The sequence below is a fragment of the Paraburkholderia phytofirmans OLGA172 genome (assembly GCF_001634365.1).
Taxonomy (GTDB): Bacteria; Pseudomonadota; Gammaproteobacteria; order Burkholderiales; family Burkholderiaceae; genus Paraburkholderia.
The window spans coordinates 3,569,624-3,582,462 of sequence record NZ_CP014578.1 but is presented as its reverse complement, the minus strand read 5'-3'; the positions used below and the strand labels follow the sequence as shown (position 1 = coordinate 3,582,462).

Here is a 12,839-nt window from a genome sequence, read left to right as displayed (position 1 = left end):
CTTTAATGTGTTCGTTGGCCGCACGGGCTTGTGTACCCACTGCCGACTCACGAAGTTTGGCAAACCCACGACGCAGATATGGCACCCAATTGGCCTTATGTGTCATAGTGCGGCCAATATCAACTAGGGGGAAAAATGACTACTCTTGAAAAGGTACAGGCACAAATCGCAAAACTGCAGGCGCAAGCAGAAGCGCTCGTTGTAAAGCAATCGTCGGGCGTCATCGAAAAGATTCGCGAGTTGATGGCAAAACACGGCATAACCACCGCTGACATTGACGCGCACGCTGGCGGCAAGCAGCGCGCGAAACACGCGGCGGCAAAGACCGCCGCGAAGCCCGCTACGTCTGTTGCCAAATACCGGGACCCGAAAAGCGGCGCAACGTGGTCCGGGCACGGGCGCGCGCCACAGTGGATTGCGGCTGCTAAGAACCGCGACAAATACCTGGTCGATGCGGGTGCGGCCGCAGTGAAGCCGCCGCCTGCCAAGGAGGCGAAGTCGGCGGGAGCTTATGTTCGCGGTCCGCAGCCGGCGATGTATCAGGACCCCAAATCAGGCGCGACGTGGAGTGGTCGTGGACGCGCTCCGGCATGGTTGGCTGGCGCCAAAGACCGAAGCAAATTTTTGATTGCAGGTGGTGCAGAAGCTGCGGTCGTGGCGAGTGCAGGTGTTGTGAGCAAGGCGAAGGCTGTCGGCAAGAAAGCCTCGAAGACGGTCGGTGTCGTCGCTGGAAAAGGACAGCCGAAGGGTCCGCAGGCGGCCAAATATCGCGACCCGAAGTCTGGCGCTACCTGGAGCGGACGCGGTCCAGCTCCGGCATGGTTGGCCTCGGCGAAAGACCGGACGAGCTTTTTGATTGATGGTGACAACACGGCGGCCGATGCGAAACCGGAGGTCACGAAGGCTATTGCGAAGAAAGCCCCGACAGCAAAGAAAGCAGTTGCCAAGAAGGCCGTGAGTACGAAGGTGCCGGTGAAAAAAGCGCCGCGCAAGAGCGTGGCTGTACCCGCTCCGGTGGCCACAGTCGAGTCTGGCGCCGAGTTGACGACCTAAACGTAGTTGTCAGGTGCCCGGTGGACCAACGATTTGCTGGTTCCACCGGGTACACCAGGCCGACGACGTTTTATTGCGCCTGTATTGCTTGATGTTGGGCAGCTTGCTGTTGAGCGTGTTGCTTCGCAACGTGCCTGCCGACCATGCAGCCACCGACTGCGCCAACTACAGCGTGGTGCCCCGCGTAATGCCCAGCAACCCCGCCTACCACCGCGCCCTTGAGGCAACCTGCGGCGTTTGCCGTGCCTGCTGTTGCGAAGACCAGCGTAGTTGCAATCAAGGCGATTCGTATCAAGCTAGCGTTCATTCGAAGATACTCAGAGATTGAATGTTTCGGATGTGGCACCGTCCGGTGTCGTTTCAATACCCGTGCCACTCGTGCTCACGCCATTCCTGGCGGCGCCATTCACGCTCACGCCACTCGCGACGTTCGCGCCATTCACGGGCTCGCCAGTCGTCACCACCGCCGTACGCGACGGCGACAGGTGCGGGAGCATACACGACGGGAGGTGGCGGTGCGTACACCGGTTCTGCAGGCGCATACACGGCACCGGGGATGCCCAATCCAATGGCGGCGTCGGCGTGTGCCGATGCTGCCAGACCGAACGCTGCGCCGAGAATTTTCCTGTTCATTTTCGCTAATCCTCGTACATTGAGTGCAATGTCAGTGACTACGGCTCGGAGTGTAAGAAGCGATGTCGGACACATGTGAAACGGCGGTGCGAGATTGGTAACACGGCATTACCAGCCTCGGCGCACCGCGTAAACTGTCCTCCGTTAGGACCTGCAGTTGCTCGGTGTAGTAGTTGAATCCCAGGAGACCAACGCTCAGGAATGCCGTCGACAAGTTATCGCTCCCTGAAACACGTCGCACCGTCCAAAGGTGGATTGGCCAGCACCGAAACAACCCCAGGAATGGTAGAGCGGAGGAATACTCGTTCTAGGCGAAGGAATGCAGTCCGACTTGGCGGACCGCCCTGCATTCTTCGGTCAGTTTGCCGCTCAAGCGAAGACGCGTAAATTACCCGTGGTTGTCCATCCAAGCCCCGAGCACATGCGAGTCCTGTCAGTTGTGCTCAATCGTTGGCATCGAAATAGCCGAGGATGCCAGACGCATCAATCAGCTTGTCGGGCCGGGCAACCCCGTCAGAGTCAAAGCGCTTTGCGCTGTCGTTTTTGGGCAGCTTTCGCCGCTCTCTTTTCTGGGTTGGATACGTCGAACACAACAACTTCCGTCCTTTTGGCGATGTCGGTCGGCAAATCAGCTATTAACATCGCCTCCATATGCTCAGCCGTCTGAGGTCCTTCTGAGCCGTCCGGGCGCGACGGCGTTTTGTTGGGCGCGTTTCCGAACCAGAAAACGAGGTAAATTCCATGACCATCGGCTCCGGCCGCATTCGCGTAGCCTTGCAGTTGCGTAGCGGCAGCAGTCCAGACGTCAGGATGGTTGTTTCGTTTAGCCTCGACTGGAACAGTGTGACCAATGGCTGTAAGCGAAATAATGTCTGCGCGCGTCTCGTAGGCTCGCCTTGCCTCAGGCATCGGTGGCGCAATTTTGTACGGTTTCAGCCTGTCTCGGAGACGTTCTAGAAGACGGTCCCGACATTCGTTTTCTATGAGCGGCCCTGTCGGATTGCCGTCTGAGTCAACATTCCAATAGCGTTTCCAGGGGGAAACGTCGTCCGACTGAAGTTCTTTAGACAACCTGCGAAGCTCTTCGACGACGACTGAAAAGAGGTCAGCACCGTTTGTTGGCGGACCGCCTAGAAGTGCTGACTTTATGCTTTCAGGCGTAGGATGCGCGAAGTAGGCGTCACGTCTCGCTCGTTTGAAGTTTGCTAAAGCGTGTCGTGTAAGGCTCCGCCAGTGTGCAAGAGACGGCTCCTGTTCTAAGCGCCTTAACACATCACCAGACGCTTGGTCGCCGCTTGCAGATAGCCATTGCAAGGCTTTATGGACAATTTGCCGCGCGCGCCCCTGAGCGGAATTTATTTCAAATTCACTGGAAGGGGATACCCACTTGCCGAACAATTGAACGGCTATACCTTCTCGTATGGTGCGGCCCGACGCTCCAATGGGTGCTAAGTGACTAGCAAGGTCGTTGCCGGAAAATGAGTCAAATAGCTCCACAAGTCCTTGCCCTTCGCTATCGCGCATGAACTGTTCATGATGCGTTTGAGGGTCGAGGTAGAAGGCCACGTATTTCCAAACGGTGCGATTTTCCAACGGTATCGATTCGTCGTCGGCGGCGGTCTCGGCCATTGCGAGAATATCGTGAGTTGAGAGAAGCCGTGAAGCAGCATGCACCAGTTGCTTAAGCACAGCCAACGGCAGGGTCTTCTCCTCTGTCAGCAAAGTTCCAACGACGCCACCGACTACGTCCGCAACACTGCCCGTCTCCGCGATAAGCTGTGATGTCAGACTGAGGTGTTCGGCACCAGCAGCAAGCGCCGCCCGCCAATATTCGGTGAGGCAGCGAAGACTGTCCGTTGGCGTTCGGGCAATCCTCGCGCAAGCCCATTTTTCAAGACGTTGCCGTTGCTCTTGATTGTGGGCCAGATAGCTCAACCTCAATATCGAAATCGCAATTTCAACCCGGACGGACTCAAGCGTCGAGAATTCCATGGCATCAAGCATCATGTCGACGCCTGCAATTGCTGCGAACTCGACGGGGTAAAGCTGATTCCGAGCGTCAGCCACGCCGATATCAGCGGCCGTTAGTCCGGCGAATCGGCCGGTTGGTACTAATCGGCAACCGTCGACAATGGCTGCAGCAGTTTGAGCATCTGAATAGTAGATGACGCGGTCGACTCCGATGGGCAGTTCGTCCTGCAAGTTGGGAGCGAAATACAAGTCAGCCCCCCAACGCAGGACTTCCGGGAAATTGCCGACCGCAATTTCTGGCAACAGCGGCGCCAGTTTTTCGACGTTTGAGGCGGCCGTCTTTGCGTCATCTGGTTCCCTGACGATTCGATACGCTGAGCTTTGAGGATGTTCTAGGCTCCAGTCGTCTTGAATCAAGCGGGTCAGATGGTCACGGTACTCGAAACTCCCAACGAGTACGTCGTGAACAGCCCAAAAGCAATCACTTCTCTCCGTCATCGCATGGGAACGGGCGAGTTCGACAACAATGGAAAGCAAGTGATGACGAAGGGTTGAGGTTGCCTCTTGGCGAGCCCGCTCCAGCAAGCGCTGAATCTGGGCTGCGGACGGATGCCTCCCCGTAAGATGCGTATATATGTTTCCGACTAGCCAAGGTCCATTTGACGGCTGGTCCGAAGACAAAATCGCATCGAACAGCTCATTTCCCCGTCCCTCCCCCCCTTTAAGCCAGCCCGCCAGCGCATCGCTGCTGTCTCTCTTCATTGCTGCCCATATATTCTTGTCGACGCTACATAGCCATCTCCAGATTCTTTCTCCGGTGAGATTGGCACCATGTCTAATAGTCGCCGCGAGTACTTGGTCCAGCAATTCATCTACCTCGCCCGACCGTGGACGAAGTTCGGCCTTGCTGCGCCAAGAGGAAACGGGCTCATCAAAGAATTCGACAGACGGCTCTTCCCGCATGCGGAGCTGCAACGCAGTCAGGTGTCCAACTGTGTTGTCTTCAGGGCACTCCTCGAAACTCGACAGTATTGATTTGACGATTGACTGGTCAAGCGGACCTGAGGCGAGCGCTACAGCGAGTTCAACTCGGATTTTCTCTCTCGCTATCGACGGCGCTTCTTGGGCGAGAACCCTGAGCAATTCGTGCCGCTCGCTCCGGTCGTCAGGCCAGTTAAGCCATGCCTTGACGGCCCTGACACGTTGCCATTCGGGGCGGTCCACATCTAGGACAATAGTAAGAAGTAGGGGGCGAACTGAGGCGACAGGTTTGCCCGTGGAGAGCACCTCGAAAACGGTAACAAGAAGGTGTCCTTCGTCTTCTGCGCGTTCAAGTACGTTCGAGAAATCGGCTGCCAGTTCCTCACAGGCGAGTCCGCCGAAAGCCACCACATCCGTGCCGAACCAGTCACCTGATGCGCGAAAGTATGGGTCTTCCTTGGTCAAGTTAAAAAGAATGGCACGTCTTGCTTCGACAGGGAAAACCGATGCATCTCCGTATGCGAGCACTGATACCGCATCTGCTTGAATCAATCGGTCGGCACCCGAATTGTCTTCAAGGACCGAGAGATGTGCGGCAAACCATGCATACAATCCACGCAGCTCAGTTGGAGGAGAGCCGTCGAAACCACTTATCAACGCTATCGCTCGAGATAGTGGGAACGCGGCCTCAGAATCGATTCCTAAAACTGTTCGCGCCAACGTCCTCGCCGCAAGAAACTCGGCTATCGTTCGGTGCATAGGTTCAAATCGTCTGCCTTCGCCTTTAAACAATGAGCTGTCGAGAACATCAGACAGTTCGCTGATTTCGACTCCCAGTTCATCTGCATCCACAAGACGCCGAGGGTCAATTCCAGCATCATCCTTTCCCTTGTTGGAGCGCCAGACGTGCTCGGCGCCCGACAAGAGCATTACGAGGCTTATCCGTCCTGCGAGAGCGAGCCGACGCTCTGCGGACAGTCGCAGCCTTCCCTCATAGTCGTCGTTATTTTCTACTGCCAGCGCTTTCGTCGCTGCGCTGAACAGGTCGAATCTGCCCTTGGGCCACGCCTGCCCGTTCTGCTCGACAGCCCGGTGTAAGAGCTTGATGCTCAGTGGCGTTTGCAACAAACCGTTGGCTCCGAAACTATAGGCGGTCTCAATGAACTGCTCCGGCGCCTCTTCCCCAAGGTATCGCAAGACTACTAGCACCTCCTCACCCTGAAGCGCTTGCAATTGAACAACAACCGGTCTTTCGTTGTTAGTCAGTCGAAGGAATGGCTTGATGTCGGCTTCGCTACGCCAATCTTCGGAGCGGCACGCGACACGCCATCTTCGCGAGTTAACGGCGCCCATGGCAGCCGTCAAGCCCCAAGCTTTGTCCGAGCGGTCGCCCTCACTCCGGTACTCGTCAATGGCATCCACGTAAAGTGTCTCGACGCTCTCCTCGGAGGCACCATTTCCCGCGTCATTTCGGTAAATCAACTCTCGAGCGGTGACAACCACAGCGCCCTCTTTTCGTGCCTCTGCTCGTAGGGTTGAAGTCTTGCCGCTGCCTGGCTCTCCCAGCAGGACAACAAACGGGTACTTAGCCAAGTCGCTAACAAACCGGATTTCTTCAGAGTCACGTACTTGGGGGCCAATTGCCATGATGCGTCGATTCAGGACCGGCAGGTCGGTTATGTCATCGCGTAATGGGACTGTTAGGCTCATCGATATTTTGGCTGGGTCGTTATTCCCGAAGTATATCGATACTGTCAGGCACTCCCGACTCTGGAGGCACCGCGCATGCCTTTATGCAGCAGGGATAGCGCTCCTTCAACTTAGGCTGGAGCGCCGCACGCACTAAAGTTCTTCGCCCGGTAGTCGATATCCCGCATTGATATCAGGAGTAGCGGTCTGAAAATACTCGCAACGCATATCGTGCGGGTGCTGGGAGCCCAGGAGCGATTCGGCCTGCCTCTGCGGGATGCGACGGAGCGAAGCGTGCCTTGATGCGATTGAAGTCCATCAACATATTTCAGTACAAAATTCATGACAACAACGTCCAACACTGAATCTCGATTTTTCTACCACAGTTTCCCCCGAAGGCAAGATAAGGCTGGGCGGACAGCCGTGGACCAAGGGCTCTGCATTCTCGAAGGTATTCGCGACTTCGGAATACTTTTGACGCCAGAGGTCATCAGGTGGCAGACGCAAGTACAGCACGGTGACCGAGGTTTTGTCGAGCGTGTGCAGCGACGTGCGTGCTTCACGGAGCTTGCTCCGTCTGAACTACCAGGGCATGCGGAAACGTTCGGGTCTTTCACTTTGGAATTCGGCTACGACACTATTCGTGCCCTGGGGGCGCTGCCAGTAACGTACGTTCCAAAGGGGGAGCGAAATGCCTCCGACGGCAGCATGCTCGGCACCGAGCTAGCCACAACCCTCCTGAAGGCACAAGCGATTGTTAATGTCATGGCAGCGGGGGAAATGTCTCGAGTGACGATGCCCTACCAAGGGGAGGATGTTTCTCCCGAGATGTTTGTTTTCAAGACGCTGAAGTCAAGGAACTTCACGGTAACGTCGGAACGCGACGTGGCAAGTCCGGAAGCTAAATGGGCGGGTACTTGGGCGTCGCTTGCTGGCACCCTCGACTTTCTCGTGAATCTCTTCTATCCGGCTGATGATGTACGACCCAACCATGCAGGTGACTTGAAATATTATCGCCAGCGCGAATGGAGAATAGTTGGCAGGATGGATTGCGATGGCGAAGAAGTCGTCAGGGAACTCAGTCCGGACGCGGTAGCACGAATGCTGGCTGTAGACCCGGCATATTTTGGGAAACCGCCAAGAAACAGCTACGATGATAAGAACGTGGCCGAGTTGACGATGGCTCATACGGGCATCGGTGGAAAATCAATCTTGCAACTTGCGAGTCGCATTTTAGTCCCCGAAGAGGCGTTGGGGAGGGCCCGAAAAATCGTCGCTGGAATTCCGGGTTGTGGGGCCGTCGATGTACATCCGGAGAAGGTGACGGCACCATCAGTTAATGGCAGTTAGCCGCATTGGAACAGATGCCTTTTTGGAAGCAAATTTGGCCTCGGGGGAGTCGCAACGAACAGCAGGACCCTAGGCTGCGCAAGGGTCCTGCCAATTGAATCAGACCAATCCCGTGAACATACGCATGTCCTCGGCATTCTGCTGTTCGGATGGCACCAGGTCCCATAGCCTGCCGCAGATTTGCCGCAGGTTGTCCCAGTCTTCTTGAGCAATAGCGCGCTTGCCGTTTTCAGCGAGCTGGGTTGCCTGAATCTGGTCGTTCATCGACGGACGTTTTTCGTTCAGATGGTCGAACATACCCCTCAGAAAGTCAGGCAGACGGAAAAGAATCCCGTACTGTATGGTCCTGAGGCTTGACGCTTCCGCCAGAATTTTTTCTGGAATGTTCGAATTGATGAACGTCTGTTCGCGGCTGATGATGCCCTTGAATTGACTGCGCTCGCGGTCGTTCCCCGACTCATTGACCACCTTCGCACATTCCGTCTTGGCCTCCTGGTAATCCTTGCGGGCGAGTTCGATGCGTTTGCCCGAGGTCAGCTCGTGCATCTCGCGCGCCAAATGTCGCTTCTGGTCTTCCAGCTGATACTTCTTGTCCGTGACATCGTCGGTCGTGAGCTCGACGACCTCACCCATGAGATGCTGAACGCTCGTGAGCACCTTCTCCAGGCTTGCCGCCACCTCGCGCTGTCCGTTATTGCTGGCATCCTCGATTTCTGACTGAAGCTTGCTTTCCAGCTGCAATGTCTCGCTGGCCAGCACAGCTGTCGAGACGTCCCGATTCTCGGGATTGAATACCTGCGAGAACTCCTGGTCTGTGCCATTGAGGTAGGCGCTCACGGTAAGGTCGCGCGACTCGGACATGGAAATCCTCAGGTCCACCTCGGTGCCCTTCAGGAGGTCGCGCGTGATTTGCTTGCCTGTGATAAGCAGCGTGCCCAGCGGCTTGTTTGTCGCTGAATGGCGGTTGGACGGGCCTTCGACCACCATGATGCGCAGTTCCTCGGAGGACCCCTTCACGATGGTGCGGCCGATTTCCTGTGTCCGCTTGGTCTGCGATGGCAGCACCACATTCTTGTTGAAGAGCGGAACAAGCCGGGTGTCCCTCGCCGATAAATCGTCGATAACCAAGCAAATGTCTTCTGGGAGCATCTGCCCGGCCACGCTGTAGCGGCCCTGGGCAATCTGGATGGTGTCCACGTCGAGAGGAAGGGGCACACCTTTGGCATCAAATATCTTGAAAGTGAAAAGGTTGTATGCACCTTCGCGCAGGGGCAAGTCTTCGAGCACACGCGTGCCCAGTGTCTTCAAGCCGCTATCGAACGAGCCATCGTCGGACACGATGCGATAGTGCATCCCTGCGATGTCGCCTTCGACCTTGGCGGTAAAGGGTTCTTCGGGCTCCTGCGACGTCTTGTTGTAGGCAACTCGAACCTTCACTGGGGAGTTCGATGACCGGTTCCGCTCTTCGTCCGCCTGGGCTACTTCCTTAGTGCCCGCGAAGTAGGCAGCTCCGACAGCAATGGCGTTGGTCGGGTCGATACTCGTGTTCACGTTAATGCCCAGCACCTCCTGGACTCGTTTGCGTACGTAGGGGATGTAAGTTGAGCCGCCCACCATTAGGATGAACTTCAAATCGCTCGGTTGCAGTGAATTGCGCGTGAGGATTCTCCTCACCATCTCGATGGTGCCCTCAACCATGTCCTTGACAACGGCTTCGAAGTCGCTCCGCGTGATGGTGATGATAGTATCGACTGTATTGCCCTCGTCATCTTCGACGTGGATGGTGCCGAGGTCGATTTCCGTGGACGTTTTCGCTGAGAGGTCCACTTTGGCTTCCTCCGCCTTGGTGAGCAGGACATACCAGAGTTGGTTGTAGCGTCCGCTATGGCTTTTCAGTTCCGCGACCAGGTTGTTGAACTTGCCCCGACGATTGAGCTCAGGGACCACCAGCTTTTCGACCAGAAGGGCATCGAAGTCCGACCCACCCAGGTAGTTATCACCCTCGTGGTCCAACACCGTCAGCTCGCCTTCGACGATGCGCACAAGCGCCGCGTCAAACGTGCCGCCCCCGAGGTCGTAGACGAGCCATTGGCTGTTCTTGAGGTCGATATTCCTTTCCTTGTTCGCGTAAGCGAGGCTCGCTGCGATAGGCTCCTGCAACAACACGACATGCCTGAAGCCGGCCTGCACGCCAGCTTCCTTGGTCGCGTTGCTTTGCAGCGTATCGAAAGAGGCTGGGATGGTGATGACAGCCGAGCCCAGTTCCTCCCCCGTCTGCACGAAGGTCTTCAGCTCCTTGAGGACGTGGGCCGAGAGCTCCACGGGGGTTTTTGAAGTGTCGAGCGACTTGATTTGAAAGCTCTCCGCCGTACCCATCTTGCGCTTGAAGCGGCTGACGACGCTTTTGGAATCGCGCTGCAGGTACGCCTTGGCTTGTTCACCAATGAGGATGCGGTCGTTGCGGAACCCGACGACAGAGGGCAGGGTTTCTTTGAATCCGCTCGGATTCTTGAACACCTCGACGTGCCCTTTCTCAAATTTGGCTATGAGAGAGTTTGACGTCCCGAGGTCGATGCCAAAGTTGATTGTGTTGCTCATTGCGCGTCCCCCTGTGTCTTGGTCTTGACGACGACGATGCCTTTTTGAGCGACGCGTGAAAAATTCCGGTCGCCGATGCGAATGATGGGCTTGATGACCTCGGTCACCACGAGGTTCTCCGTGCTCTCGCCCGAAATAGACGCTTCCAGGTCCGCACGGGTCTCGTTAAACGGCTGCCCCATCGGGTCTTCGTAGAAAACTTGGGCATCGGCGAACGTCTCCTTGATTCGCTCAACGTTGCGCTGGATGCTGGCCGGGTCGCCGTGCAGCGCGAGCTTGCGTTCTATCTCATAGAGATGGTTGAGTGTGTTCAAGACAAACTTCGGTACTTCGGCATTTATCGGATGAGCCATAGTCTAGTTGACTCTCTTTTCGGCGAGCAGGTGAAGGAGGAAGGCGTTATCGGTCGAATCAAGATTCAAGGTCGCGGTGGCCTTGCTGTTGGTGATATCGCGCAGCACGAGGTCACCGTTTGTGATTATGGAGGCCAGGTTGGTCCAGGCGCAGAGCACTTTTTTGCTCGAGAACCAACCGGTGGTTTCGAAGACGACGCCAGCATCCTGGATTTCGAGGGTGCCGACCCGAGTGGGTGTCGCGCTTTTCAGGCGTTTCTTGAAGTTGGCAACGATGGCGTCCATCAGGTAGTGCAATGTCGCATCCACCAGTTGCCCCCAAAACTTTTGCTGCGCTTCGACGTCTTTAGTCGACCACGTCACATCGATATCGGTGCCGGCTGCGTCCTTGAATGCGATGCGAAAGCGCACCGTTCGAGGCGAGTTGCTGGTCAGGACCATGCCCCAGCGGACGGCGGAAATGTCGGCTACAGCTATCTCCTTGTTGCCATAGATGACGCCGGTCTTCGTGATGTCCAGGTTGGCATTACCAAAAGTCAGGTGCGCCTCGTTTTCCTTCTCGCTGGCAATCCTTTCGTTGAGGGCTTTGTCGTCTTCCGCAAACTGGTGTGCCAGTGCCGGTGATTTAGCGGCCGAAACGCGGCTTAGGTCGAGGATGGCCTTGGCCACTTCGGCCCCACCTCCATTGTTGTAGATGTCGACCGAAAGGCTGCGGAGCAAGCCGCAGATGGTGGCGTGAGTCTCGTAAAACTCGCTGGGCAGATGCATCGCCATCCGGTCGAGGCTTCCTTTTTTGAAGGCGCTCTCGACTTCGGAAAGGGTGACTTTACGTTGCTCGGCGTCTTTGGTGAGCCTGCGCAGCGGTTCACAGAGGCGCTCAACGGCGCGGCGCGCACCTTCAAAGCAGCGCTCCTCGTCTTCCGGCAACACCCATCGACGACCATCGAACAGACATTCGACACCTTGCAGGTCGCCCTGCTCAATCGATTTGGTTAGCACCATGGCATACTGCTGAGCAAAGCGCTGGCTAATGGTTTCAAGCATCGGCCTCCCGGCCTCGTGCGGCATCCTCGCACTGTCGGCCGGGTCCTCCTCTACGAGAAAATGCATCAGGTGCCCCCGCATGAGGAAGTCGCATAAGGGCTTGTTCTCGAATATAGCCTGATGCACGTCCCACTGAACCGCATCGCTGAGCGGTTCAAGGAGCGTCATAGCCGTAGACTTGTCGATGCTGAGCCCAGGCATCCATTCGACTTTTCCGTTTTCCAGCTCAATTTCGCGAAAAACGGCTTGCTTGGCCTTTTGCAGGGCCTTGGGTTCATGGAGCTCAGATGCATCATTGACGTTCAGCAAGACGAAAGGATTGATGTAGTGCCTGTACCAGTCCTCTTGCTTGGGGCTAGGGGACGCCTTGCCAAGCACTTGCTTGCGCAGAGTTAGCAAACGTGGCAGCAACTTCTGGACATGGTCCTCCGCGCTCGTGTCGGCGCCATCCATCATGGCCGCTCGACGGTAGGCGTCAATGGCATCTGCGTCTCGGCCGAGATTTTCGTACACCAACCCAAGATTATAGTGTGCAGCCCCACCTCCAAACTCACGGGTGTAGTCTTCATAGACCCTGGCGGCTTCCAGAAACTCACGTTGCTCGGTGAGGAGGTAGGCTAAAGCGAAAAGCTCATTGCCGTCGAGGGGACTGAGGCGCTGCAGCGTGCGAAGCACTTCGAGCCGTCGCTTGGCATCAGTCTTTCCTTCCCGCTCTGCAAGTGCGGTATTGAGCAGGCTGAGGCTAGGAATATGCTCCGCATTAACGGTAAGAGCTTGCTCGTAGTAAGAGATAGCCTTATCGAGACGGGCGACTTTCTTGTGAGCGAGGCCAAGCTGACACCAGCCTTCGGCAAAATGCGGCGCGAGCTCCGTAACCTTTTCGAGAGCACTGATGGTCTGAGCGAGGGCGTTTTTTGCACTCTGCGCCAGTGCAAGTTGCCACCAAGAATTGGCATCGTCGGTGGCTAGCTCGGTGGCTTTTCGGGCCACGAGAACCGCTTCATCCAGACGCCCCTCAACTCGAAGTTCAATCGCCTTCTGGATATAATCCTTGGCGTCGGTCATCGTAGACATTGCGCACACTCGCTTGTTTGTTTGCAGGCCCAGCTCTTTGCTCGTGACGTTGCTTCTGACGGCAGATTTGTTTATTTAACCAGTTGTCTTAAA

8 protein-coding genes are annotated in these 12,839 nt (G+C 56.3%); 2 read left to right on the top strand and 6 right to left on the bottom strand.

Features of this window, described 5'->3' with window-relative positions; translation table 11 throughout:
- Positions 1-135: 135 nt before the first annotated feature.
- Entirely contained in the window at positions 136-1,053 is a 918-nt protein-coding gene (locus tag AYM40_RS15670) for an H-NS family nucleoid-associated regulatory protein (RefSeq protein ID WP_063497011.1), read from the top strand.
- A 70-nt stretch (positions 1,054-1,123) separates the two neighbouring features.
- Here AYM40_RS15670 and AYM40_RS42515 read toward each other — a convergent pair whose 3' ends face one another.
- The 3 genes from AYM40_RS42515 to AYM40_RS15655 form a co-directional block, all read right to left on the bottom strand.
- Positions 1,124-1,360, bottom strand: coding sequence for a hypothetical protein (locus AYM40_RS42515; protein WP_063497010.1), 237 nt, complete (start codon positions 1,358-1,360; stop codon positions 1,124-1,126).
- Between the two features lie 53 nt (positions 1,361-1,413).
- A complete protein-coding gene (locus AYM40_RS38600; protein ID WP_082855098.1) occupies positions 1,414-1,686 on the bottom strand; it encodes a hypothetical protein in 273 nt (90 codons plus the stop codon).
- Positions 1,687-2,205: 519 nt separating this feature from the next.
- A complete protein-coding gene (locus AYM40_RS15655; RefSeq protein ID WP_148662178.1) occupies positions 2,206-6,285 on the bottom strand; it encodes an NACHT domain-containing protein in 4,080 nt (1,359 codons plus the stop codon).
- Between the two features lie 465 nt (positions 6,286-6,750).
- Between AYM40_RS15655 and AYM40_RS15650 the strand changes: the two genes are divergently transcribed.
- Positions 6,751-7,677 (top strand): hypothetical protein, encoded by a 927-nt coding sequence (locus AYM40_RS15650; protein WP_158515283.1) that lies wholly within the window; start codon positions 6,751-6,753, stop codon positions 7,675-7,677.
- A 99-nt stretch (positions 7,678-7,776) separates the two neighbouring features.
- Here AYM40_RS15650 and AYM40_RS15645 read toward each other — a convergent pair whose 3' ends face one another.
- The 3 genes from AYM40_RS15645 to AYM40_RS15635 are packed head-to-tail and all read right to left on the bottom strand — an operon-like array spanning position 7,777 to position 12,746.
- Positions 7,777-10,275: an Hsp70 family protein gene (locus AYM40_RS15645; RefSeq protein ID WP_063497006.1), complete on the bottom strand. Its 2,499-nt coding sequence runs from the start codon at positions 10,273-10,275 to the stop codon at positions 7,777-7,779.
- Positions 10,272-10,589, bottom strand: coding sequence for a hypothetical protein (locus AYM40_RS15640; protein ID WP_148662177.1), 318 nt, complete (start codon positions 10,587-10,589; stop codon positions 10,272-10,274). The genes AYM40_RS15645 and AYM40_RS15640 overlap by 4 nt, the downstream gene beginning before the upstream one ends.
- A 42-nt stretch (positions 10,590-10,631) precedes the next feature.
- Positions 10,632-12,746 (bottom strand): tetratricopeptide repeat protein, encoded by a 2,115-nt coding sequence (locus AYM40_RS15635; protein ID WP_063497004.1) that lies wholly within the window; start codon positions 12,744-12,746, stop codon positions 10,632-10,634.
- Between the last annotated feature and the right edge of the window lie 93 nt (positions 12,747-12,839).

What these genes read in the sequence shown, in the direction of transcription:
- AYM40_RS15670 (WP_063497011.1), top strand. Translation starts at nt 136, where the DNA reads ATGACTACTCTTGAAAAGGTACAGGCACAAATCGCAAAACTGCAGGCG.
- AYM40_RS42515 (WP_063497010.1), bottom strand. Translation starts at nt 1,360, where the DNA reads ATGAACGCTAGCTTGATACGAATCGCCTTGATTGCAACTACGCTGGTC.
- AYM40_RS38600 (WP_082855098.1), bottom strand. Translation starts at nt 1,686, where the DNA reads ATGAACAGGAAAATTCTCGGCGCAGCGTTCGGTCTGGCAGCATCGGCA.
- AYM40_RS15655 (WP_148662178.1), bottom strand. Translation starts at nt 6,285, where the DNA reads ATGGCAATTGGCCCCCAAGTACGTGACTCTGAAGAAATCCGGTTTGTT.
- AYM40_RS15645 (WP_063497006.1), bottom strand. Translation starts at nt 10,275, where the DNA reads ATGAGCAACACAATCAACTTTGGCATCGACCTCGGGACGTCAAACTCT.
- AYM40_RS15635 (WP_063497004.1), bottom strand. Translation starts at nt 12,746, where the DNA reads ATGTCTACGATGACCGACGCCAAGGATTATATCCAGAAGGCGATTGAA.